Origin of the sequence: Beggiatoa alba B18LD (assembly GCF_000245015.1) — a bacterium.
In the GTDB taxonomy this organism is placed as follows: domain Bacteria; phylum Pseudomonadota; class Gammaproteobacteria; order Beggiatoales; family Beggiatoaceae; genus Beggiatoa; species Beggiatoa alba.
Genome location: NZ_JH600070.1, coordinates 1,339,299 through 1,364,337, shown reverse-complemented (window position 1 = coordinate 1,364,337; position 25,039 = coordinate 1,339,299). Strand labels below are relative to the sequence as shown.

22 protein-coding genes are annotated in these 25,039 nt (G+C 41.0%); 13 read left to right on the top strand and 9 right to left on the bottom strand.

The genetic code is table 11. The features are described from left to right. Positions 1 to 378: 378 nt before the first annotated feature. From BEGALDRAFT_RS05470 to BEGALDRAFT_RS05460, 3 genes are all read left to right on the top strand, one after another. Positions 379 to 1,446, top strand: a complete 1,068-nt coding sequence (locus tag BEGALDRAFT_RS05470; RefSeq protein WP_002684507.1) for a TRAP transporter substrate-binding protein — start codon at positions 379 to 381, stop codon at positions 1,444 to 1,446. 116 nt (positions 1,447 to 1,562) lie between these two features. Next, a complete protein-coding gene (locus tag BEGALDRAFT_RS05465) occupies positions 1,563 to 2,174 on the top strand; it encodes a TRAP transporter small permease subunit (RefSeq protein ID WP_002684506.1) in 612 nt (203 codons plus the stop codon). Between the two features lie 6 nt (positions 2,175 to 2,180). Then, positions 2,181 to 3,539, top strand: a complete 1,359-nt coding sequence (locus BEGALDRAFT_RS05460) for a TRAP transporter large permease (protein WP_002684505.1) — start codon at positions 2,181 to 2,183, stop codon at positions 3,537 to 3,539. A gap of 88 nt (positions 3,540 to 3,627) precedes the next feature. Here BEGALDRAFT_RS05460 and BEGALDRAFT_RS05455 read toward each other — a convergent pair whose 3' ends face one another. The 3 genes from BEGALDRAFT_RS05455 to BEGALDRAFT_RS05445 all read right to left on the bottom strand — a co-directional run bounded on the left by BEGALDRAFT_RS05455 (position 3,628) and on the right by BEGALDRAFT_RS05445 (position 8,765). Next, entirely contained in the window at positions 3,628 to 4,701 is a 1,074-nt protein-coding gene (locus BEGALDRAFT_RS05455) for an Rpn family recombination-promoting nuclease/putative transposase (protein ID WP_002684504.1), read from the bottom strand. Between the two features lie 144 nt (positions 4,702 to 4,845). Continuing rightward, a complete protein-coding gene (gene pckA / locus BEGALDRAFT_RS05450) occupies positions 4,846 to 6,420 on the bottom strand; it encodes a phosphoenolpyruvate carboxykinase (ATP) (RefSeq protein WP_002684503.1) in 1,575 nt (524 codons plus the stop codon). A 98-nt stretch (positions 6,421 to 6,518) separates the two neighbouring features. Beyond that, positions 6,519 to 8,765, bottom strand: coding sequence for a response regulator (locus BEGALDRAFT_RS05445; protein WP_002684501.1), 2,247 nt, complete (start codon positions 8,763 to 8,765; stop codon positions 6,519 to 6,521). Between the two features lie 494 nt (positions 8,766 to 9,259). Here BEGALDRAFT_RS05445 and lexA point away from each other — a divergent pair, with 494 nt between their 5' ends. The 6 genes from lexA (at position 9,260) to BEGALDRAFT_RS17960 (ending at position 12,893) form a co-directional block, all read left to right on the top strand. Beyond that, positions 9,260 to 9,895, top strand: a complete 636-nt coding sequence (lexA, locus tag BEGALDRAFT_RS05440; RefSeq protein ID WP_232281969.1) for a transcriptional repressor LexA — start codon at positions 9,260 to 9,262, stop codon at positions 9,893 to 9,895. A 95-nt stretch (positions 9,896 to 9,990) separates the two neighbouring features. After that, the gene (locus tag BEGALDRAFT_RS05435; protein ID WP_002684497.1) at positions 9,991 to 10,362 is read left to right on the top strand and encodes a hypothetical protein; all 372 of its coding nucleotides are present in this window, start codon (positions 9,991 to 9,993) and stop codon (positions 10,360 to 10,362) included. A 10-nt stretch (positions 10,363 to 10,372) separates the two neighbouring features. Beyond that, a complete protein-coding gene (locus tag BEGALDRAFT_RS05430; RefSeq protein WP_002684494.1) occupies positions 10,373 to 10,600 on the top strand; it encodes a hypothetical protein in 228 nt (75 codons plus the stop codon). Positions 10,601 to 10,622: 22 nt separating this feature from the next. Beyond that, positions 10,623 to 11,768: a hypothetical protein gene (locus tag BEGALDRAFT_RS05425; protein WP_002684492.1), complete on the top strand. Its 1,146-nt coding sequence runs from the start codon at positions 10,623 to 10,625 to the stop codon at positions 11,766 to 11,768. Between the two features lie 133 nt (positions 11,769 to 11,901). Then, a complete protein-coding gene (locus BEGALDRAFT_RS05420) occupies positions 11,902 to 12,474 on the top strand; it encodes a Panacea domain-containing protein (protein WP_002684490.1) in 573 nt (190 codons plus the stop codon). Continuing rightward, positions 12,471 to 12,893 carry a hypothetical protein gene (locus tag BEGALDRAFT_RS17960; RefSeq protein WP_002684473.1) on the top strand — a complete coding sequence of 141 codons (423 nt, stop codon included), beginning with the start codon at positions 12,471 to 12,473 and terminating at the stop codon, positions 12,891 to 12,893. Before BEGALDRAFT_RS05420 ends, BEGALDRAFT_RS17960 begins: the two co-directional genes overlap by 4 nt. A 259-nt stretch (positions 12,894 to 13,152) precedes the next feature. On the opposite strand, the gene thiE is transcribed toward BEGALDRAFT_RS17960, so the two are convergent. Beyond that, positions 13,153 to 13,782, bottom strand: a complete 630-nt coding sequence (gene thiE, locus BEGALDRAFT_RS05410; RefSeq protein WP_002684472.1) for a thiamine phosphate synthase — start codon at positions 13,780 to 13,782, stop codon at positions 13,153 to 13,155. A 30-nt stretch (positions 13,783 to 13,812) separates the two neighbouring features. Here thiE and thiS point away from each other — a divergent pair, with 30 nt between their 5' ends. Both thiS and BEGALDRAFT_RS05400 read left to right on the top strand, forming a co-directional pair. Next, positions 13,813 to 14,055 carry a sulfur carrier protein ThiS gene (thiS, locus tag BEGALDRAFT_RS05405; protein WP_232281968.1) on the top strand — a complete coding sequence of 81 codons (243 nt, stop codon included), beginning with the start codon at positions 13,813 to 13,815 and terminating at the stop codon, positions 14,053 to 14,055. A gap of 47 nt (positions 14,056 to 14,102) precedes the next feature. Then, positions 14,103 to 14,903, top strand: a complete 801-nt coding sequence (locus tag BEGALDRAFT_RS05400) for a thiazole synthase (RefSeq protein ID WP_002684470.1) — start codon at positions 14,103 to 14,105, stop codon at positions 14,901 to 14,903. Between the two features lie 263 nt (positions 14,904 to 15,166). Here the strand turns inward: BEGALDRAFT_RS05400 and cbiM are convergent, their stop codons facing one another. From cbiM to BEGALDRAFT_RS05380, 4 genes are all read right to left on the bottom strand, one after another. After that, positions 15,167 to 15,793, bottom strand: a complete 627-nt coding sequence (gene cbiM, locus BEGALDRAFT_RS05395; protein ID WP_002684469.1) for a cobalt transporter CbiM — start codon at positions 15,791 to 15,793, stop codon at positions 15,167 to 15,169. Between the two features lie 3 nt (positions 15,794 to 15,796). Further along, a complete protein-coding gene (locus BEGALDRAFT_RS05390; protein WP_157237550.1) occupies positions 15,797 to 16,387 on the bottom strand; it encodes a hypothetical protein in 591 nt (196 codons plus the stop codon). Further along, positions 16,360 to 17,133, bottom strand: coding sequence for a DUF4198 domain-containing protein (locus BEGALDRAFT_RS05385; protein WP_002684466.1), 774 nt, complete (start codon positions 17,131 to 17,133; stop codon positions 16,360 to 16,362). Before BEGALDRAFT_RS05385 ends, BEGALDRAFT_RS05390 begins: the two co-directional genes overlap by 28 nt. Before the next feature lie 98 nt (positions 17,134 to 17,231). Further along, a complete protein-coding gene (locus tag BEGALDRAFT_RS05380; RefSeq protein ID WP_002684464.1) occupies positions 17,232 to 17,999 on the bottom strand; it encodes a methyltransferase domain-containing protein in 768 nt (255 codons plus the stop codon). Positions 18,000 to 18,745: 746 nt separating this feature from the next. On the opposite strand from BEGALDRAFT_RS05380, the gene BEGALDRAFT_RS17955 reads away from it, so the two are divergent. Together BEGALDRAFT_RS17955 and BEGALDRAFT_RS05370 are read left to right on the top strand one after the other, a co-directional pair. Continuing rightward, a complete protein-coding gene (locus BEGALDRAFT_RS17955; RefSeq protein WP_002684462.1) occupies positions 18,746 to 22,714 on the top strand; it encodes a diguanylate cyclase domain-containing protein in 3,969 nt (1,322 codons plus the stop codon). Between the two features lie 116 nt (positions 22,715 to 22,830). Continuing rightward, positions 22,831 to 23,433 carry a TetR/AcrR family transcriptional regulator gene (locus tag BEGALDRAFT_RS05370; RefSeq protein WP_002684461.1) on the top strand — a complete coding sequence of 201 codons (603 nt, stop codon included), beginning with the start codon at positions 22,831 to 22,833 and terminating at the stop codon, positions 23,431 to 23,433. Positions 23,434 to 23,540: 107 nt separating this feature from the next. Here BEGALDRAFT_RS05370 and leuC read toward each other — a convergent pair whose 3' ends face one another. Continuing rightward, on the bottom strand, positions 23,541 to 24,947 hold the full coding sequence (gene leuC / locus BEGALDRAFT_RS05365) for a 3-isopropylmalate dehydratase large subunit (RefSeq protein WP_002684459.1): 1,407 nt from the start codon (positions 24,945 to 24,947) through the stop codon (positions 23,541 to 23,543). Positions 24,948 to 25,039 lie beyond the last annotated feature (92 nt).

Genomic DNA, 25,039 nt, shown 5'->3' with positions numbered 1-25,039 from the left:
ACAATAATTCTCTGTGTTAATGCAAATAGATAACGCTGACAGTCGTTCTAGGTAAAATTAAAAAATCAATACGGGTAATAACTTATCATACTGACTTATCTATAATATTTAGCGTTTTTTCTTACTTAAGTATGCTATGTATTGTATCAATCTGTCAGCGTTAGACCATGTATAAACGTTTTTTTCTTACATCTTTTATTCATAAATGCGTATGAATTCCGAAGGTGTACATACCGCGTGCATTTTCTTGCAAGTGATTATGCTATGCTTGATACATCAGCGTTTAATCTATCGCCTGAATATATAAAAAACATTATAAAAACAAGCATTATTTGTTAAAACGTTGTTTTAATCATCAACCATCATAAGGAGAAACAAATGCGTTTTACTGCACGTGCTTTTTTAACCACCACCTTTGTTAGTTTAACCCTCAGTAGTTACCTCATCGTTCCAACAACACAAGCTGCTGATAAAGTGCGTTGGCGTGTGCCTGTTGCGTTTGCTTCTGATTTACCAGGTTTAGGGGATCCGATTACTTATGTTGCTGATAGTTTAATGAAAGCAAGCAACGGGGATATTGAGTTGCGGGTTTCTGAACCAGGTAAGTTAGTTCCGCCGTTTGAAATCACCGATGCGGTCAAAAATAACAAAGTGCCTGCTGGTTATACATGGATTGGTTATGATCAAGGCAAAATCCCTGCCTCACCGCTATTTGCTGCAGTGCCTTTTGGGATGGAGCCGTGGGAATATACGGCATGGTGGTATGAAGGCGGTGGACGGCAGTTAGGAGAAGAAGTGTATGGAAAACAGAATATTCAACCCTTGTTATGTAGTATTATTGGTCCTGAAACAGCAGGTTGGTTTCGAAATGAGATTAAAGGGTTAGACGATTTAAAAGGCTTAAAAATCCGTTTTGCAGGCATTGGTGGGCGTGTGATTCAGCAACTAGGCTCATCTGTTACGATGTTACCTGGTGGGGAAATTTTCCAAGCTTTGGAAAAAGGGGCGATTGATGCAACAGAATTTTCTATGCCTGCTATCGACCAAAAATTAGGCTTTGATAAAGTGGTGAAATATAACTATTTCCCTGGTTGGCATCAAGCATTTACAGCTAGCTACTTACTTGTTAATAAAGAAGAATGGGGCAAACTCAGCGAAGGGCAAAAAGCCATGATTGATATGGCTTGTACTGCTGCTGTTGCGCGTTCTACGGCTAAAGGAGAAGGCATTCAAGGGGGAGTTATCAAATCCCTGCAAGAAAAAGGGGTTACTGTCAGCTCTTTACCTGAACCTATTTTACGTGAGTTGCAAAAAGTGACACAGCAAGTCATGGCGGAAGAAGCTGCGAAAGATGCAGATTTTAAAAAGGTCATGGAAAGCCAAAAGGCTTTTATGGAAACTTATAAAATTTGGAAAGCACTTGCCTATTTACCCCGCAATTTCTAAAACGACGTTGATAAACAGGAAACAATGTTATTTTAATTATCTTTGATTTTTGGTAAAAATAACGTTGTTTCAATGACTTATCAACTATTTTTGCGTTTGCTTGCAAGGAGGTTTTCATGAATCCACCTGTTGAGCCATCCGTCACAACACCGTCAGCGGAAGAAATTCACTTTGCTCATATTGTCCCTGCCCATGGTTTACCTACAAATGCGATTTCTGCCCGCTTAGATGGATTTATTCGTACAATTGGGGAAATTGCATCATGGGTTTGGTTTCCGCTGATGTTTGTCATTATCATCAATGTTGTGATGCGCTACGCATTGGGACAGGGACGTATTGAATTAGAGGAAATTCAATGGCATCTGTACTCTATCGGCTTTATTGTTGGGCTTTCCTACTGTTATCAATCAGATTCACATGTACGCATAGACATTTTGCATGACCGTCTTAGTTTAAAAGCGCAAGCATGGATAGAATTGTTTGGTATTCTCTTCTTTCTCTTACCATTTATCACACTCGTGATTATTTACACTGTCCCCTTTGTGTATGACGCTTATAAAATTAATGAGATTTCACAAGCACCAGGGGGTTTGCCTTATCGCTGGTTGATTAAATCAGTTCTACTCATTGGCTTTTGCCTCTTAAGCATTGCCACCATATCGCGTTTTTTACGCTGTAGCAGTTTTTTATTTCGTTTTCCTAAACCGCTATCATCGACTGGGAGATAATCCATTATGGAACTTGATCAGATTCTAGCCTTGTCGATGTTTTTGTCATTTATCCTTTTATTATTTACGGGTTTTCCTGTTGCGTGGATACTTGGTGGTTTGGCGGTTATTTTTAGCGCGATATCTATTTTTATCAGTGCAAATTATGATGTTGATGTCTTTATTATCGAAACTTGGGCGGAAACGTCGCTGATTGTCGAGCGTATTTGGGACATCATGAATAATTGGGTATTGGTCGCCTTACCCATGTTCGTTTTTATGGGCTTGATGCTAGACCGTTCAGGCATGGCAGAACAATTAATGAGTAATTTAGTGAAATTGTTCGGACGAGTGCGTGGCGGTTATGCGATTACGGTGGCTTTAATTGGGCTATTGCTCGCTGCTTCTACAGGGATTATTGGCGCGTCAGTCACCTTATTGGCTTTATTAGCCTTACCGCCCATGCTAGAACAGCGTTATAGCAAAGAATTAGCCTGTGGCACAATTTGCGCGGTAGGCACATTAGGGATTTTAATCCCACCCAGCATCATGTTGGTGTTAATGGCTGACCGCTTATCTTTACCTGCAGGAGATTTATTTTTAGGAGCACTCTTTCCAGGGCTACTATTGGGTGTTTTATTTATCCTTTACATTCTCATCATTTCCTATCTAAAACCAGAGCTTGCCCCATTACCAAACAATATAGAACCCATCACGCTGGCACTGGTTGGGCGGGCATTATTAGCAGTTTTACCACCTGCATTTTTAATTTTAGCGGTTTTAGGCAGTATTTTTATGGGAATAGCAACCCCAACAGAAGCATCAGGCGTGGGCGCGTTTGGAGCAACGTTACTTGCTTTATTCAAAGGACGACTGACTTTTTCAATCTTAAAAGATGTTGCAATAGAAACAACGAAAACGACCGCATTTATTTTTGCAATTTTTGTCGGTGCAACTGCCTATTCTTTAGTCTTACGTGGATTAGGCGGAGATGAATTAGTTGCTAGTGCCTTAAAAGCCCTACCTTTCAGCGGTGATGGCATTGTTATCACCATCTTAGTTGTCGTATTTATCTTAGGATTCTTTTTAGATTGGGTGGAAATTACCCTAATTGTATTGCCACTGGTTGCGCCCGTCATTCAGGATTTAGGCTTTGATTTAGTTTGGTTTACGGTTGTCTTTGCTGTCTGTTTACAAACTTCTTTTTTAACGCCCCCTGTTGGCTTTGCCTTATTTTATTTAAAAGGGGTTGCTCCACCAGAAATACGCATAGGGCATGTTTATCGTGGTGTAGTTCCCTTTATTCTGCTACAAATATCAGGACTTGCGATTACTTACATGTGGAAAGATTTAGTATTATGGTTGCCTAGTGTGGCGTATGGGTAAACCTTCTAAATTCAGTGAGGTGTGATAAAAATAAGGACCTAACCGATTTTAAAAAATCAGTTAGGTCTTTATATTGAAGGTTTCACGATTAATGCGTAGGAAAAAGTAGTTGTTGGAAGGTTATCAGAGAATCGACAATAATGGCTTGACGCATTAGTTGTTCTAAGTGTTCTAGTTTTTGAATTGCTTCAATGGCTTGTTTGGTTTCAGGAGAAACTTCTCCAAAGCGCATGGTTAAGATGGCTAATAAGGCGGTTTTGATACCTTTTATTTCCCCTTTTATTTCCCCTTTTGCTTCTCCTTTTGCTTCTCCTTCAATAAGTCCTTCAAGTTTGCCTTGTTGTAAGCCTTTTTGAATGCCCGATTCATACCAGTTTGCGACACGTTCCGCTAACATGACATTTATCTCCTGTAAGTCTATTAATTCTGGGACTATTGCCTCTGGGAGATGATGCGGGAGATAAACACGCCCTAACCATGTCGCAAAGGCTTTTCTAATTTCTAGTTGTGCGGGTTCTTGTAGCCATGTGACGAGTAAATTAATCACTTCAGACACTTCTTGTTCTGTTTGGGCTTTTTCTAAGCGAAAGAGTGCCGCGACAAGGTTGTGTAAGTTCGATAATTCTGTGGGGTTATATATCCCTTCGTCTATGAGTAAATAGTGTAGTTGAGGTTGATATTTTTGAAGAGGTGAAGGTTCTATTAATTCGGAAACGTTTAACGGCATATTCCATCTGGCTTGTCCATTGTAGAGGACGATAGGCAATACAGGGGGAAGTTTGCCATCAATGAGTTTGGCATCTAATAAGTCTTGATAGAGTAAGCCGATATAAACCATGAAGCGTACCGACATGTATTTGTCGACGCTGGATTGAAATTCTAGCAGGATGTAGATGTATAGCCATTTGTCGCGCCAGTTAATTCGCCATATTACGTCGTTGTCACGGCTTCGGAGGTCGTGGCTGGTAAATTGTCCGCTGACTTTTTCTAGGGTTTTAAAGTCTAGTTCTTTAACCCATTCTTCTGCGACAAAGCCTTCTAGCAGGTCTTTTACCATCTCAGGATGGGAGAAAAAGCGTTTATAGCTGGGGTCGTGTTCGGGCTTTTTTTTCTCGCTTTTGTCACGTGGTTTTTTCGGCGACTTTGGGGGGTTGGCGGGCATGGGATTAATGGAGGCGTTTTTAAAAGTTTTATTTAACGAATTCTGACGCTGATTAAATCGTCATTTTTTATAGTTAATCATAAAATTAAAAAAGGTGCACAACATTTTGTTGATACACCTTTTTTAATCTGTGTGTTTAAAACACTAAGCTACTGCCACGACAGGTGCTACTTCAGGTAATTTAGGTCCAGCTTGTTTAAGGCTGTCGCTAACTTTACCATCATATTTCTTGAAGTTATCTAAGAACATTTTAGCCAGTTTTAATAATTGCGCATTGTAAACATTTTTATCCTGCCACGTGTTCACCATTTTTAAATGTGCACTGTCGATGCCTGATAACGCAGTCGGAACTTGAAAGCCGAAAACGGGGTCGATTTCAAAAGGAACGCTTGCTAGTTCGCCAGAAATTGCTGCGTTGACAATCCGTCGTGACATGGCAATTGGCATCCGTTCACCAACGCCATAAGCCCCTTTCCACCAGCCTGTATTGACAAGATAACAAGCAGCATTTGCGCGTTTAATTCGTTCTGCTAATAATTCTGCGTAACGGGTAGGATGTAAGACCATGAAAGGTCCACCAAAGCAAGCACTAAAAGTGCTTTGTGGTTCGGTAATTCCCGCTTCTGTGCCTGCAACTTTAGCCGTATAGCCACTGAGAAAGTAGAACATCGCTTGTTCGGCAGTTAATTTAGCAACAGGGGGTAATACGCCAAAAGCATCACAGGCTAACATCACAATCGCGGTCGGTTCGCCCGCGCAAGCAGTGGGGTGATGATTGGCAATCGTGGCAATGGGATAGGCAGCACGGGTATTTTCGGTGATTTTTTCTGAGTCAAAATCAATCGCGTGCGTATCCGAATCCATCACAACATTTTCTAAAATTGTGCCGAATTGGTGGCAGGCTGCCCAAATTTCAGGCTCGGCTTTTGGCGATAATTTAATGGCTTTAGCGTAACAACCGCCTTCAAAGTTAAAAACGCCCTCATCACTCCAGCCATGTTCGTCATCACCAATTAAATGGCGGTTAGCATCAGCGGATAAAGTGGTTTTTCCTGTGCCTGAAAGTCCGAAGAATATTGCAGATTTGCCATCATCGCCCGTATTTGCAGATGCGTGCATGGTCATGACATTCAATTGTGGCAAATAATAATTCATGACGGTAAAAATCGATTTTTTGATTTCGCCACAATATTTTGTGCCACCAATAACGATTTCTCGAGTCGTGAAATTGATACCGATAAAAGTTTCTGAATTTGTACCATCGGCTTCAGGATAGGCTTTTGCAGACGGTGCTGCATAAACATAGAAAGGCTCTAACAGCGGATTGCCTGAATATTGGGGTTGTGGTTCGCGGAACATGATTTGCGCAAACAAGGCTTGATAAGCCAACTCGGTACGTACTACTAAAGGCATGGCATAGCGTGGGTCAGCCCCGACAGACAATTCCATTTCGAAACTGTCACGGTCATTCCCATCTAAGACTTCTAAAACACGGGCTTTTAGTTGCGCAAATTGTTGGCTACTGATGGGTTGGTTGACTGTTCCCCAATCGACCAGTTTTTCGCTATTTGCATCGCGGACGATATATTTATCTTTCGCGGCGCGTCCTGTAAAGCGTCCCGACATAGCGACTAATGCGCCATCTTTGGACAATGAAGTTTCATAGCGTTTTAACGATAATTCAATTAATTTGGTTGGTTGTAAGTTTTTATAAATCATTATGTATCCTCTCTTGATGGGAAAAATAACGGACTGAATTAGTTATAAGTCATTTTAAAAGTTGTCCGTTTTATTTAGGTCAGACGCATAAGGGCAACTTATGCAGGGTTGGTTGTCGTCTCAGTATGAGTGACTTTCATTAAGCAAGCGCGTAATTCGTTGAGTAAATCCTCTCGTTGATAACTGCTTTTTTGAAAAATTTTCTCGACTCGATTATTCAATTGTTGACGGTCTTCTTGAGTAATATCTTTTGCAGTGAGTACGATAATGGGAATATCAGCAATTTCTGGCGTTTCACGAATACGACGAATCAATTCAAAGCCATCCATTTCAGGCATCATTAAGTCCGATAAGATTAAATTCGGTTTACGGGTCGCTAATAAATCTAGTGCCAGTTTACCGTTATCAGCGGTTTCTACCTGCCAGCCTGCTTTTTTTAACTGATTACTAATCATATCTTGCGTGACTTTGTCATCTTCGACAAGCAAAAGCCATTGTTGCCGCTGGTCTTTTAAATATTTACTTAATATTTGTCCCAATTGGTCACGGTCTATGGGCTTGGTAATATACTCCGTCGCACCTAATGAATAGCCTAAACTTTTTTCTTCTACCATGGAGAGCACAATAACGGGAATATCCGCTAAAACAGGGTCGTTTTTTAAGGCAGATAAAACCATCCAGCCATCCATACCAGGCATCATCACATCTAAAGTTATCGCGTCGGGTTTGATTTCTCGGGCAAGTTTTAACCCTTGGTCGCCACTGTCCGCAGTGGTCACACGATACCCTAACTTACCAATATAATTCTGTAATAACTCTCGCACAACGGCATCATCATCAATCACTAACACTTGATTGCTGGGTGTTCTATTGATGGCTTTAGGATTCTTGCCTAAGAGTTTTTCGCTAGCGTGGGTAATGACATAAGCGGGCAAATGAATCGAGAACGTACTGCCCTTGCCATAATTACTTTCTACAATCACGCCCCCCCCCATCATTTCGGCAAAACGTTTAGTGATGGTTAAGCCTAAGCCTGTACCACCATATTTACGAGTGGTTGAACTATCTGCTTGAGTAAATGGTTGAAATAACTTCTCTATTTGCTCATGCGTCATCCCAATTCCTTGGTCTGTGACGCTAAAAATAACCCAATCTAAATCGGCGCGACTTTCGCGGCGAATCGTGAGGCGAATTTGCCCTTGCTCAGTAAATTTAGCAGCATTACTCAATAGGTTAAATAACATCTGCCGTACTTTGGTTAAATCAGCGTGTAAATTGCCTAAAGGGTCGCAAGCATCTACTTTTAACGTATTCTCTTTCTTCTGAATTAAAGGCGTAATCGTAGAAACAACTTCTTGTACTAAACTACCTAAATCAAAGGTTTCAGTAAAAATATCCATTTTACCCGCTTCAATTTTTGATAAATCTAATACATCATTGATTAAACCCAATAAATGCTTACCTGCCGCGTGAATTTTCTTCACATCAGGAATCAGTGCCTCACCCTCCATATCAACCAAATCTTCTTGTAAAATCTCGCTATAGCCGATAATCGCATTTAAAGGGGTACGCAGTTCATGACTCATATTGGCTAAAAAAGCACTTTTTGCACGGTTCGCCTGTTCTGCCTCTTCTTTTGCCTTAAATAAGGCAGCTTCAGAGCGTTTACGCTCTGTAATATCCACCATAATGCCGACGATACCCGCAGGCTTACCATCCACACTGCAAAAATGGGTTTTATGCACAATATAATCATGCACAGAATGATCTAAATGTTCCGTTTCTATTTCATAGGCTTGCCCGACTTTTGTAGCCAATAGAATACGATCATTTTCTTCTTCCTTATCCGCGCGGGCTTTAACAAAAATATCTTGTACTGTATGCCCAACAATATTTTCCTCAGGCGTACCGACCATTTCTGCAAAAGCATTATTGCACCCTAAATATTGCCCTGCTAAATTTTTGAAAAAAATCGGACTAGGAATGCTATCTAATAAAGTTTGTAGAAAAATTAAATTATTACGTTGCGCCTCTTCAATGCGTTGTCTTTGTTGGATTTCTTTCTGTAAATGTTCATTTTTTTCTGCAAGCTCGCGGGTACGTGTAATTACCTGTACTTCTAAATTATTCCGAGCTGCGACTAACTGCTTTTCAAATGTATCAGCGTGCTCTGTCATTGTTTCTAAAGAAATTTCTAAATCGTCTCTGGCTTGCTCGACCTCAATAACAGTTTCACATAACGCACGCAAGACTTGCTGATCCGCAACTTCAATATTCTTGTATTTATTGATTAATTGCGTTACAACTGTTTTTAACTGCTCACTGATAGAAATTGGCATAATCATGAGTCTCTCAACAAATTATCAATTCTAATAGTACAACACTTTAGCCAACAATCAGATGACAAGTCATCCTGTGTTTTCCTATCCATCACATCACTATCTAGGGCTAAATACAAGGTTTCAAGGTGCTTCATTATCATAAACAGAGACTGACCTTAAAACCTTAATAACGTAATCCCCACCATATTTCAGATAAGTGGACTTTCTCCCCAATTATCACCAACAAACAATAGATACAACGCAAAAATAAAAATTTATCCTATTTCCTACCATTACCGCACAGATGCATCACTCTTTATTCTTGCAAACTATGTTCCCATTACGCAAAATAAGCCACAGTCCATAATAAACTGATTTAAAAAATTTTAATGCCAATATTGACAGTTTTTAAGACTGAGAAAAAATGCATTGAACAATGCAAACGCCCTGTTTAGCGATTTTTAATCCTTTAAAAAAAATCCTCGACAAACCATAAAACATGTATATAATGACAGTATGTGAATAAACACATAATCGAGACCACCACTATGGAAGAATTAACCAGCCGTCAAAGACAAGTTTGGGAGTTTATCGTACAACAGATAGATAGCACCCGTATGCCCCCAACCCGTGCGGAAATTACTCGCGCTTTTGGGTTCAACTCGCCCAACTCCGCCGAACAACATTTACAAGCCCTTGCAAAAAAAGGCTACATCGAATTGCTTGCGGGGTCATCACGTGGCATCCGCCTTTTAAAAGGTATCGGTTTACCCGTTATCGGGCGTGTTGCTGCGGGTCAGCCCATTATGGCAGAACAACACGTCGAAGGACGTTATCAACTGGACGAATCCCTATTTCATCCCCGTGCTGATTACTTGTTACGTGTTCAAGGGATGAGTATGCGCGATGTTGGTATTTTAGACGGTGATTTATTAGCCGTACATCGCACAGAAAAAGCCAGTAACGGACAAATTGTTGTTGCCCGTGTAGATGGCAATGAAGTCACTGTAAAACGGTTTCAACAACAAGCCCATGAAGTGCGTCTATTACCCGAAAATACAGATTTTGAACCCATTATTGTCGATTTGCGTACACAACATCTTGTTATTGAAGGATTAGGCGTGGGCATTATTCGCAGTCATCAAATTTCATAAATCGTAACGACATATAAAATTCATTGTGACTCCTGATGTTAGCGGCATCAAGCACAACAGCTTAATTTATAACGCCCAGCAAGCGAGGAAAAACCATGTTAAGCGTCCAACACCTACACCAACGGACAAGCCAATGGGCAAAACGGCTACTTGCGGCTGTCTTACCCCCCGCCCCGCCCGCGCCAGAAATCACCCTCCCCATCTCTTCTGCCGAAATCATCGCAGACCATGTGCAGTTCGAAACCATCAAACAAGCCATTCTCTCACGGCACTGTTTACCCATTCCCCAACAACTAAAACTGAAATATGACCTAAGCTATGCCAATGCTAAAAACTATCTGAATCAATTGGTTGATTTAGGCTTTTTAATCCGCGATACCAACGGGCGTTATCTCCTCAATCGGGATAATCCCGCCAGTCAACTCGGCTTTAATCAACTCGCACAACGCTTGAAACAGATGAATTGAGGAGCTTTCTATGCAATTTGTCGATACACCCATTTCTCAGCGAGCAAAAAAACGACGGATGAAAACCTTACAGAAAACGCCTACCCGTTCTCACCCGCTGGCGTTGTTCATGAAATATGTTTTTATTCCCTTGTTCGCGCTCTGTTTATGGCTATTCGTGCGTATCGATGTTCATTTCAATGATACGCATGAGGTTGGACAACGTTTATATGCCTTAGTTGCAATACTCAGTTCTTAATCTGTCTGCGGGGGGACTTGCAATGAATCTCATCCACTTGCGCCAAAATACCCTATTATTTTCCGCTTTATTTGTCGCGATTGGGATGGCGTGTAATGCCATTTTTTACTGGCATCTCGCCAGCGACGCGCTTTCTAGCGTGATTTATGTGATTTTAGGCTTAAGCTTTGATGGCTTTAAGATTTTATTACTGCCCCTCGCTTTTGTGTTTTTCGTGGTCTTACAACGTCCCTTTATGGCATTTGCCAGCGTGGCGATTTGGTTCTGTTTAACCGTGATTTCATTAATCGCCGCGTATGGATTTTTTACCACCGTTCAAGCGCAAGTAGAGAAGCAAAACTTAAAGGAAAGCCCACAATATCAAGCGATTCAACAATCATTAATCCAAGTGAGTCAACAAATTGAAGCCCAAGCAAGACACGCAAATATAGATACAGCCACGATTCAACAACAATTAGCCCAAGACTATGAACCCCGTTTAGCACAATTAAAACAAGAAATGTCAGTTTATGCAGACCCTGATTGCACGCCGAAACGCGATAAAAACGGCACAAGCTTTAAAAGTCGCGCCATAGATTACTGCAATCAGATAAAAAACTTAGAAGCGGAAATGCAACCCTATCTTGCACAACTGGCGAACTATGAACAATATCAGGGATTAATGAGCCATCGGGAAAAATTATTAAATCAACTCGCAACGGTTCAACAAGGAGAAAGCACGGTTATAGAAACGATAAACCCAACATTCACCGCGATAGGAAAACAAATCAATATGGCAGGGGATGCGGTAAAACGGGCCATTCTCACCTTTACCGCAATAGCGACGGAAGTATTAGGCACATTTGCCGCGTTAGTGGTCGCGATTCTCTCGATAAATCAAGGAGAGAAAAACGAGAAGAAAAAGGGATTTTACCGTGTCAAAGTCAATGAAGCGGAAGAAAATCAGCCAAGATTAGGACGTTATGACACAGGGACGGCGGAAGGGATGAACAGTCGTTTTAAGGATGTGACAGAAGCGATATTGAGCGGGGAATGTGCGCCGAATTTATCGCAATTACAAAAGCGGTTCAACATGGGGTCTGTGGTAGCAAAGGATTATTTATCGACACTTGCCGAGCAGGGGTATTTAGTGAAAAAAGACAATGGTCAGTATAAGTTAGCCGATTAATTCGTTTAGCCCGTTTGCACCTTCTTTCTTTTGGAGTTTGGGGGAAGGTGCTTTTTTTATGGATGAGTTGAATATTGAGGCTATATTAATAATATAATGAAACAATTTACTATTTATAAAATGAGCAGATTATATGTTTAATAAACGTAAAGTTGCACAAATGGCAGCTTTTTTTCTGAATAAGAGTTCAGATAAACGAATGCCTCATTTAAAGTTAATGAAATTGCTTTACCTTGCTGACCGTGAAGCAGTTAAACAGTTTGGTTTTTCTATTTCTCATGATATGTTCGTCGCTATGCCTCATGGTCCCGTACTCTCGCAAACTTTGGATTTAATAAACGGTTATGACCAATCCAGTGAGTATGACCAATCCAGTGAGTGGGAAAGTTGGATTTCAGATAAAGAAAATCATGAAGTTTCTCTGCATAAATTGTTTTCTTATGACAACGAGCTGGATGAGTTGAGTCAAGCTGAATTAGCGGTACTCACAGATATATGGGCAGAATTTGGTGAGATGGATCAATGGACTATACGTGATTGGACACATGATAATTGTCCTGAGTGGCATGATCCACATGGCTCATCCTATCCAATTGATTTTGAGAAATTAGCGTATGCAGTTGGTTTTGATGCTAATATTGCGCAGGAGTTGAAACAAGCTGTTGAAGTGGAAAAACAAATTGAGCAGTTTTTTAATCAGCTATGAATCTATTTATTCCTTTAGCTCGAACCACATTTTTGATTCCGTCAGGCTCACTTTCAGACCCTGATAGAAAACATCTTTTTGTATTACTTAATGATTCTTTTTTAGACCCAGTAACTAACCTAGAATTTATTTTAGTTGTTTCTATTACAAGTCTGAAATCTGGCATACCATATGATGCAACTTGTGTTTTAAAGTCGGGAGAACATCCTTTTATACAACATGATAGTTATGTTTTATATCATCGTGCAGAAATAAGGGAAACAGCGCAATTAAAGCGTTGTGTAGAAATAAATCAATGTATTGTTAAAGAAATGATGAATATCGATGTCTTTCAACGTATTTGTAAAGGGCTTATTGAATCGTCATTTACACCCGAAAAGATAAAAAACTTTTATCGTTCTCTCGTTCGTTCAACTTAAAAAGATTATTTAACCTGAGTTCTGCAAGATTTTATCGATTAAACAGTGAGTTCAGGCGTGCAATTACTTCAGCCATTGCACGCCTGCTTAATCTAACCTAAGTTCGGCGAATTTCTTTTAAAAGGATAACAGCTTGTCTGAATCAGAATTCACAGAATTTTCAGAATTAGCAGAATTAAACAGCGTGATTCGCATTAATTTCTTGGTTTAGAGGTTTAAATCCTGTTAATTCTGAAAATCCTGATTTAGACAAATACCCCTATTTTGCAAACAACGCACAATAACGCCGTGTTGCAGCCTCTACATCAGATGTTGCAAAAACCCCACTCACAACAGATAACATATCTGCTCCTGCCTCTACCAACGTGCCCCCATTCTCTGGCGTAATCCCACCAATAGCGATAATAGGGCAAGTCAACTGCTGACGCGCTAAACGCAACACATTAAGACTCACAGGGCTTGCATCGGGTTTTGTCGGCGATGGGAAAAAACTCCCAAACGCCACATAATCCGCGCCATTTGCCTGCATAGTTTGCGCCCGTTCCAAACTGGCATAACATGACACCCCTATCATCGCCTGCTCACCCAAAACCGCCCGTGCCTGCGCTAATTCGCCATCGTCTTCCCCAATATGCACCCCGTCCGCATTCACCGCTTTTGCCAGCACAACATCATCATTTACAATAAAAATAACGCCATGCTGTGCGCACAATGCCCGTAATGCCTGCGCTTCCGCGAACCGTTTTTCACTATCCGTACTTTTATCTCGATACTGCACCACACTTGCCCCACCCCGAATAGATGCAGCAACTCGTGCAACTAACTGTGCTGTTGTTGGTAATAAAAGACTATCAGTAATGACATATAAACCCCGCAGATGATGCCCCATATTCTATGTTTGTCCTTTCCTGAGAATGTTATGATAAGCCGATTTTTTAACCAGCCTATGAGTGAACCCAATATGCAAATTGTTGTCAATGGCGAAATAAAAACTGTTCAAGAACAAATAACTGTACAACAGTTAGTCGAACAACTCGCTCTTACAGGTCGCAGGCTTGCTATTGAAGTGAATCAAACTATTGTCCCTCGTAGCCAATTTGCACAATATACCCTACAAGCCCAAGATAAAGTTGAAATTGTTCACGCCATTGGTGGCGGTTAATTCTTGCCTATTTACTCTCACCCATTACTAAGGAAAAATAATAAAACATGAGCACCACCTACACTCCGCCCGCTGACCCTTTAGTGCTTGATGGCGTTACTTATAAATCCCGCTTATTAGTTGGAACTGGTAAATACAAAGACTTAGAACAAACCCGTCAAGCGATAGAAGCCAGTGGCGCGGAGATTGTCACTGTTGCGATTCGTCGCACCAATATTGGACAAAAGCCCGACGAGCCTAATTTACTCGATGTGATTCCGCCAAAACGTTACACCATTCTGCCCAATACCGCAGGATGCTACACCGTTGACGATGCCGTCAGAACTTGCCGTTTAGCTCGTGAACTTTTAGACGGACATAGCCTTGTTAAACTAGAAGTATTAGGCGATGAAAAAACCTTATTTCCCAATATCATCGATACGTTAAAAGCCGTTGAAATCTTAATCAAAGAAGATTTTAAAATCATGGTTTATACCAATGATGACCCGATTGTCGCAAAACAATTGGAAGAAATGGGATGTATTGCGGTTATGCCACTTGCCGCCCCAATTGGTAGCGGTTTAGGTATTCGTAACCCGCTAAATATTCTTACTATTGTTGAAAATGCCAAAGTGCCTATTTTAGTAGATGCAGGGGTTGGCACAGCGTCACACGCAGCGGAAGCGATGGAATTAGGGTGTGATGGGGTCTTAATGAATACGGCGATTGCAGGCGCGAAAAATCCTGTATTGATGGGCTACGCCATGCGCCAAGCGATAGAAGCAGGACGTGCGGCATATTTAGCAGGACGCATTCCGCCGAAACGCTTTGCCTCCGCTTCTTCACCGTTAGAAGGGTTGTTTTTTTAAACCGCAATTTTTTGTGTTAGGGGTTTAAATCACCTGAGTTCTACGAGTTTTATAAAATAAAACAGGTCTTTTTTCGTCTGAATCAGAATTCACAGAATTTTCAGAATTAAAAATCATGATTCGCATTAATTTCTTGGTTTAAGGGTTTTAAATCCTGTTAATCCTGATTCAGACAAGCTGTTGTCTTTTTTAAAAGAATCTCGCCGAACTCAGGTTAAATTAGCTTCAGCTATTTTACGCCTAAAGTGATGGTTCAGACACAATTATGCTGTTTCTGCTAAATATTTCGGCATTTCTAATAAATCAGGTTGCACACGGTATAAAAAGCCGACTGTTACCCCTGTTACAACGCCCTCTACTAGCATAACGGGTAGATGTGAGACGATGACCCAGAAAATCAGATATTGATAGGTTTGTGCATCACTGAGATATAACGCACTCGACATGATAAGTATGCCCAACATAACCGCTACCACCGCGCCCAAACTGCCACGCCATAACACACTTTTTGCACTGGCTTGTTGCAACTGTCGCCCAAATAAGTAGTACACACTCACCGCAGGTACAGCCATAATAAGAGTATTAACGCCTAGCGTTGTGATTCCCCCAAATCCGAAAAAAATCGCTTGTAATAGTAACGCAATAAAAATGGCAGGAAATGCCGCCCAACCCAGTAAAAGCCCACATAATCCTATCATTAATAAATGTACGCTAGTCACTCCAATAGGGAGATGAATTAAACTAGCGATAAAAAAGACACCTGATAAAACAGCGGTTAATGGAATACGGGCATAGTCTAAATGACGCAGTCCGATGGCAAGCCCGCCAACAGCGAGTAGATTACTACTGATTAAAACAGGAAGTGATAAAACCCCTTCTGCAATGTGCATTCTCTACTCCTTACGCGCTAATCGCCGACCTTGCACGAAAAACCAAAAACCCAGAATGCCCACGATATAACCTAATCCGCCTAAAATATCGTGTAAGCGCACTTTTTCTTCATAGTGTTCCAATTGTTCACGCAGTGGCTGCACTTGTTGATAAACAGCTTGTTCAATTAAGGTAGAAAGAACCGCCGTATCAGCGGGCATTTTTTCCGCAAGCGGGGCTGTCTTTACGACAGTGGCTGATGGTTGCGTGCTAAATTGCAATTGATAACTGGCTTGATGCCCATCGCCTGTATTGATAGACAACTGCACAGCCTGTGCTTGAGATAATACATAAGTAAATTTTCCCTGCGCATCCGTTTGTACCGTGCCGATGCTATTTCCTGCCATGTCTTGAATAAGCACGGGGATATTTTGCACGCTATTTCCGCCTGAAAAATACGCATAACCGTGTAGCGTTAAACCTTCAGCACTCACAAACAACTTTACTTTATGCGCATAAACAGGCGAGGTAATAAATAGCAGAAATACCATTAACCCTTGAATAACAATATAATGAACACGTGCCACTACTGCATATCTCGCGTTTGTATCCACATCACGCCCCCCTGTTCTACAACAGCAGGCTTTCTATCTGGGCTATTTATAGGGGTATCACTATCAACAATCGCCGCAAACCCCCACCAACCCGCGCGAGGCATGGCATAACTAAACTCACCTTGTGCATTAGCTTTTATAACTTGGGTAACAAATGGGTCAGCGGGAATTGATACTGCATTGTATTCATTCCAATATTCCACCTCTATCTTTGCATAGGGCACGGCTTGCCCATCTTTCTTTACAATCCCGCGAAAAACATTACCCGCCCACACCCCATAAGGGCGAACTAAAGGTTCTATTTCTACTGGAAACCCCACCAAATTATCCCAGCCTGTTTCAGCATCAAAAGCAGATACAACCACTTTTGTATATTGGATAATCCATTTATTTTCAGCCGCTTCCCAATACGGTGCAGGCTCTAAATAAAAAATATAATCATTAGGTTCAGTAAAACTATATTCTGTTGCATAAGTTGTTTTCCCCTGTTGCTTAACAGTCTTAAGCGTAGATAATAAATCCGTTTTTTGACCATTGACCAACACCCCAAACTGCTTAGGCTCGCCCATTTCCATCAAGGGCTGTTGTTCCATCGGATGAGTAAAAACTAAAGTTAAACTGATTTTATTTTCTTGCGGAAAGCTCACAATATCTTGAGAAGGGAGCAAAGTTTGAAAATGCGCAAAACTGGCAAAAGACGTGAAAAAGCTGATTAAAAAACAAGTGGACTTAATATAAACATGCATAACATGCCCTCCCTGATGACCTGCGTATGATAAATATAAAAATCGTAATACGCAGTAATCATAATTCGGGCAAGATGAGAAAGCAATTTATTCCATCTTTAACACTGAGCTATTAAAAATAAACGGCGAAAAGGAAAAAGCGTTGAACCATCTGCTCGGCGCGGATAAGCCTGTGCAATCACTGCCCGATACGCTTGTTCAAACGCACGTTGTTCTTCAGGATTTAGCACATCTAATAAAGGCTTTAACCAAGTCCCTTTCATCCATTCCACAACAGGATTCTCACCTGTCAACACATGCCAATAAACAGACTCCCACATATCAAGTGCCTGCACATGTGGGGCGAGCAAATCATAATAATATTCAGGAGACTGAACAGGCGATTCACGCAACAACGGGCGCAAAGTTTCTGCCCAAACTCCTTGTAAAGCCGTTTGAGTTATCAACGTATGCGATGGTGTATCAAAACTCATAGGCAACTGTATCGCAAAAATGCCTGATGGTTTGACACACTGCAATAAACGGGGCAATAAAACATCATGATGTACTAACCAATGTAACACCGCATTAGAAAACAAAATATCGCAAGATTCACTGGGTTGCCAGCTTGCAATATCTGATTGTACCCACTCTATTTGTGGATACTGTTGACGTGCATGAGCCAACATATCCGCAGAACTATCAACCCCAATCACCCGCGCCATCTGCCAACGATTTTGCAAATGTGGGCTAACCGTTCCCGCGCCACATCCTAAATCAACCACAACTTGCGCCGTCGCTAAAGGAATACGTGCAATTAAATCCAAAGCAGGACGCAAACGATAATCGCCAAATTTTAAATATTGCTGTGGATTCCAGATAGTCATATCGTTTTTTCCTCATTGGTTAAGAAACTTAATACAGTAACTTGAGTTCGGCGAGTTTTATAAAATAAAACAGAGACCTGCTAGGTTTTTAAAACCTAGCAGGTCTTTTTTTGTCTGAATCAGAATTCACAGAATTAGCAGAATTAAAAACAATTAAAAACATAATTTTTTATTCTTTTAATTTTCTTGTCTTTTTAATTCTGAAAATTCTGTTAATTCTGAAAATCCTGATTCAGACAATGTTGTAATCTTGTCTGAATCAGGATTTTCAGGATTTAAAACCCTCAAACCCAAAAGTCAGGTGAATCACGCTTTTTACCGTTTTATAGTGCGTTTACTATATTGCTTCTTTTTTCTTTATCCTGCGTAGCGGGGTAAAGAAAAAAGAAGGAAGAAAACCCCTTATCTTTGTAAAATAGCTAAAGCGATTTTACGCCTTAATAAACTGTTTAATTTATAAAATATCTCACGGCTCTGGTTAAGTATGTTGTGATTCTTAACTTAAGCTTAGGAATCGTGCTTAATTGTTGCATGAAATTTTTAACATAAGTGGTTTTAAACAATGAAGTTGGTTACTCGCATTTAGACTGAGGTTAAAATTTATTTTTCTCTTCTTTATAAGAGACTGCTACATTACCCTACATAATTAAGGAAAACGGGTTTTATTGAATTGGATAAACATTGCTAACGTGGCGTAAGGATGACGCTCAATAACCTTTTGCTTACACCCATTTATTATTAAAAATATGTCTTACTATTGGCGTGCTTGGTTAGTGCGTTTTACGAAACGGATACCACTCCGTGTAATGCTAACTATCCCTTTTATTTCACTCATTGTCATTGTCGTGAGTTTAACCAGCGGATTACCGCTGTATTATGGGCATCAAGTCGTCAATAACATCGCCGAAGAATTACGCCACGAAGTGACAAACCGCATTCAAGAAAATATTCAAAATTATTTGGCAACTGCGCATTTAGTAAATCAAGTCAATGCAAATGCACTCATAAATTCTCTTAATCAAGAAAATACACAAGATTTATCACAATTAGAAAACTTTTTCGTTAAACAAATTCATACCTTTCCCAGCATTAGCTATAGCTATTTTGCAACCCCTGATAATCAATTAATCGGTGCGGGACAAAATGCCAGCGGCGAACAATTTATCTTACAAGGTCATGCCAAAGAGCGTGCTTTACAATTTTATGCGATTAATGCAGAAGGCACGCGAGGCAAATTTCAACGCCAGATTGAAGACTATCTGCCGACTGAGCGACCATGGTTTAAAGTCGCCCGTGAACACTCGCGCCCCGTCTGGAGTGAAGTTTTCATTTCTTTGGGTGAACAAGAATTAGCCATTACGGCAGTACAGGGCGTGTATGACAAACAACAGCAATTACAGGGTATATTTGGAACATCGTTATTATTTTCTGGGATTCATCAATTTTTACATAAATTTAAATTAGGTGATTTTGGACAATTATTTATCATTGACCGTTCGGGGCAATTAATCGCTACTTCTAACGAGTCTCCCACATTTTATAAACAAGATGGGCACTATACCCGCTTGAATCTGGACTCTACCCTAGACCCCCTTATTCACAGTGCTGGGCAAAATATCTTGACACAACTACATAGTTTTAAAGATATTTGGATGGAAAAAAACTTAACTTTTGATTTTGAAAACCGTTCTTATTTAGCCCAAGTGACCCCTCTTAATGACCAATGGGGCTTAGACTGGCTTATTGTGATTGTTATCCCACAGTCAGACTTTACCGAACATTTAACCGAAAAAAATCAAATTACCTTATCTGTTTCACTCTTTATCTTCTGTTTAGCAGTCATCATTGGCATTTGGTTAGCACATTGGATAGGACAGCCTATTTTTAACCTTCATATTGCCGTACAACGCTTTATGCAGGGAGAATGGCACTACCCAATACGAGTCACACATACTAAAGAACTCAATCAATTAGCGCAGGCTTTTCGTCGTCTTGCTAAACAATTAAACGCAACAATTAAGAGATTGGCAGATAAAAATGCGGAGTTAAAGCGATTAGACCAATTAAAAGATGAGTTTTTAGCCAATACCTCGCATGAATTACGTACCCCGCTTAATGGGATTATTGGGCTTGCAGAATCGTTGTTAGACAATACAGAGCAGACGCTCAACCCGCACATTCAGCAAAATCTCAGCATGATTGCTATGAGTGGACGACGTTTAGCTAATTTAGTCAATGATTTATTAGATTTTTCAAAACTAAAGCATAAAGATTTACAACTGCAGTTAAAACCCATCAGCGTGCGTGAGGCGGTTGATATTGCTTGTCAACTCAATGCACCACTTGTCAAGCAGCAACATTTAACCCTTTATAATCAAATTGCTACGGATTTGCCGTTAATACTGGCAGATGAAAATCGCTTACAACAAATCTTAAATAATTTACTCAGTAACGCGATTAAATTTACACCGCAAGGCAGTATTTCTATTACTGCAACCCTCGCACCACCGATGGTGCAAATTCATATCCAAGACACAGGGATTGGCATTGCTCCTGAAGATATTGCCCGTATTTTTGAATCATTTGAACAAGCCGATGGACAAACTGCACGTACTTATGGCGGAACAGGTTTAGGGCTTGCCATTACCAAACAATTGGTAGAGCTACACGGCGGACAAATTAGCGTGACTTCCATCCAAGAACAAGGTTCTTGCTTTACCGTGAGCCTTCCCATTGCCTCCAACATGTCGCAAGTCTTAACCCCGCTAACCTATTGCCCTGTGCGTTATGAACCCAATTTACTCAGCGAAGTTTTACAAATTGCCCGCGTTTACCCCAATCAACACACTTTAGGCAAAATTCTGCTGGTTGATGATGAACTGATTAATCTTCATGTATTAAGCAATTACTTAACGCCACACGGATATGAACTCATTCACGCAACCAGCGGGCATGAAGTCTTGCAAATTCTTGAGGATGGCGTAAAACCAGACTTAATCCTCTTAGATATCATGATGCCAAAAATGACGGGGTATGAAGTCTGTAAAAAAGTCCGTGCTCGATATAACGCCAATGAATTACCCATTATTATCATCAGCGCAAAAAACCAAGTGAATGATTTAGTGTCAGGTTTAAACGCTGGCGCAAATGACTATCTGGTTAAGCCCGTTTGGAAAGATGAATTACTTGCACGGATGCGTATTCACTTACAACTTGCAGAAGTTTCTATTGAAAACATGCGGCTGTGCGCTGAATTAAGCGATAATGAACACCGCCTGACACAAATCTTAGAATCTTTACCTGTGGGTCTATTAGTAACTGACCATCAAGGAAAAGTAATTTATATCAATCGCATGGGGCAAATGATTACAGGGCAAGATGTCTCCTCTGGCGTTAATGTCCAAACTTTATCAAAAAGCTATCACTATTACCTCGCAGGTACGAATCAACTTTACCCCACCGAAGAATTACTCCTTGCTAAAGCCTTAGCGGGAGAAACTTGCACCATTGATAATATTGAAATTTTACGAAATGATAAACGCATTCCTTTAGAATCATGGGGTACACCTGTTTTTGATGAAAAACATCAAGTTCGTTACGCCATCGCGGTTTTCCAAGACATCAGTAAACGCCGTCAAGCAGAACAAGAACGCACCCACTATTTACAAGCCTTACAAGCCAGCGAAGAACGTTTCCGCCTTATCATGGAAATGCTACCCATTCCATTAGTGATTAATGAGATAGAAAGCGGACGGATTTTATTTGCAAATTCACAAGTTCATACCGTTTATGGCGTTGCGGTCAACCAATTATTAGGACGCAGCACATTAGACTTATATGCAGACCCTAGTGAGCGTCAAACCGTGATAGAACAATTTTTAGCCCAGAATGGGCAATTACGACATAAAGAAGTACGTCATAAACGGCTTGATAATCAAACCATTTTATGGGTTTCCCTATTTTTACAACGCATGGAATACAACGGACAACAAACCATTATTACCGTTTTACTAGACATCACCGCACAGAAAAAAGCCCAAGAGGAACGTGTACGCTTAATTCGAGCAATAGAAGCAGAAAAAGCCGTCTTAAGTATGAACTACAAACTACAACAAGAAATTTATCAACGCCAACAAACAGAAATTGCCTTACAAAAAGCCTACGCTGATTTAGAAAAAGCCAATGCCGATTTGCAACAACTCGCAACCCATGACCAATTAACCCAACTTGCCAATCGCTATTGGTTCGATGAGTACTATGCACAAACATGGAAACAAATGTGTCGCGAACAAAAACAACTCTCACTAATCATGGCGGACGTTGATTTTTTCAAAAATTACAATGATAAATATGGGCATTTGCAAGGCAATGACTGCTTACAACAAGTCGCGGCAGCATTAATGAACTCTATTAAACGCCCTGCGGATTTAGTCGCCCGTTATGGCGGAGAAGAATTTGCCATCATTCTACCCAATACAGATGAAGCAGGTGCGTTACATGTTGCACAACGCATACAAGCCAACCTACAAGAAAAAGCCATCGTGCATGAATACTCCCACGTTGCAAAACACATTACCCTGAGCATAGGCATTGCAACCCTAATTCCTCATGCAAACATCCCACTTGACCGCCTTGTTGCTATTGCTGACCAAGCGTTATATGAAGCTAAAGATGCAGGGCGTAATCGAATTGCATCAAAAACAGTGATGTTATAAAAATGTTACAAATATGAATTTGTTTCATCATTCCATCGTAAAATATGTAAAAATACAGCGTTTAATTAGAAACAATTTTTTCATCAATACTGATTGCCAGTAAGGACTTATGCGTAATGGGCAGACGGAATGATCACAGTCGGGAAGAAATTCAACAATTAGCCATACAAGCCGCAGAGAATATTATTACAGAACAAGGATGGCGCGAACTTAGCACCCGCAAAGTTGCGAAAGAAATTGGTTATACCGTTGGCAGTTTATACTTAGTTTTTGAAAATTTAGACGATTTAATTATGCAAATTAACGGGCGCACGCTTGATGAGCTGTACAGCATGATTGCCGAAATTGCCACCCAAGAAACCGACGCAACAGCTTGTTTAACCGCACTAGGACGCGCTTATTTAAATTTTGCCATGACCAATACACAACGCTGGTTAATGATTTTTGAATATAACCGCCCTGCTGACCCTGTCCTACCCGCTTGGTACTATCCCAAAATTGCACAACTGTTCGCGCTGGTCGAATCACATCTCAAAACACTGTTACCAGACCAACATTTGCCCGAATTAAGCAAAGTAACCCACGCACTGTGGGGAAGCGTGCATGGTATTTGTATTCTGGCATTAACAGGAAAATTGGCGATAGTTGGCGCGGAATCTGTCCACGAATTATTAGAAACGTTGATTAAAACTTACGTCGTGGGCTTACAGCATATTTAAACTTAATCAGACAAAAAAAGACCTGCTAGGTTTTCAAAAACTAGCAGGTCTCAGTTTTATTCAGAAAACTCGCCGAAAGCAGGCTATTTAACAAAATTAAGAAGCGGTTAAACCGCCACAAAATGCCCCGCGATTGCAGCAGCGGCAGCCATTGCGGGACTGACTAAATGAGTCCGTCCGCCTTGACCTTGACGACCTTCAAAGTTGCGATTTGAGGTTGAAGCGCAACGCTCACCCGGTTGTAAATAATCGGCGTTCATGGCTAAACACATAGAACAACCAGGTTCACGCCATTCAAATCCTGCTTCTTTGAAAATCTTGTCTAACCCTTCTTTTTCAGCTTGAGCTTTGACTAAACCAGAACCAGGAACGACTAAGGCTAATTTAATGCTGTTAGACACTTTTTTGCCTTTGACGACTTCGGCGGCTGCGCGTAAGTCTTCAATCCGTCCATTGGTACAGGAACCAATAAAGACCTTATCGGGTTTAATTTCGCTGATAGGTGTACCCGCAGCTAAACCCATATAGTCTAATGCACGGCGCACGCCATCAGCGCGGACAGGGTCACTGATTTTGCTAGGGTCTGGCACAATGCCATCAATGGGTAAAACCATTTCGGGAGATGTTCCCCATGTGACTTGTGGCTTAATTTCGCTGGCATCAAGGTGTAACACTTTGTCAAATACGGCATCCGTATCACTGTGCAATGTCCGCCAGACGGTAATCGCTTGGTCTAACTCTGCGCCTTTTGGAGAATAGGGACGACCTTTGACATATTCGATGGTTTTTTCATCAACCGCTATCATGCCTGCCCGTGCGCCCGCTTCAATTGCCATATTGCAGACGGTCATACGACCTTCTATGGAAAGGGCTTGAATGGCAGTGCCACCGAATTCAATGGCGTAGCCCGTACCGCCTGCAGTGCCGATTTCGCCAATGATGGCAAGAATAATGTCTTTTGCGGTCACACCTGCTTGTACTTGTCCATCAACGCTGATGAGCATGTTTTTAGATTTTTTCTGAATTAAGCATTGTGTGGCTAACACGTGTTCAACTTCAGAAGTGCCAATACCAAAGGCTAACGCGCCGAATGCGCCGTGTGTGGCTGTGTGAGAATCGCCACAAACAACGGTCATACCAGGGAGGATTGCGCCTTGTTCAGGGCCGATAATGTGGACAATCCCTTGACGCGGATCGTTAATTGTAAATTCGGGGATGCCAAAAAATTGGCAATTTTCATCTAAAGTCTGCACTTGCAGACGCGAAACGGGGTCAACGATAGCAGAAACGCCCCCTTTACGCTCAGCCGTTGTCGGGACGTTATGGTCTGGCACAGCCAAATTTGCATTAATACGCCACGGTTTACGATTCGCTAAACGTAAGCCTTCAAAGGCTTGGGGAGAAGTGACTTCATGGACGAGTTGACGGTCGATATAGAGTAAGGCAAAGCCATTTTCATCAATCCGTACAACGTGCTCATCCCATAATTTATCGTATAAAGTTTTTCCAGACATGCTGAGTGATTCCTGACCTTTTGTTGCGCTAAACACCCGTTAAACCCTAACAGGCGATACAGCCATAATTATGGATGAAGTATGACAATTTC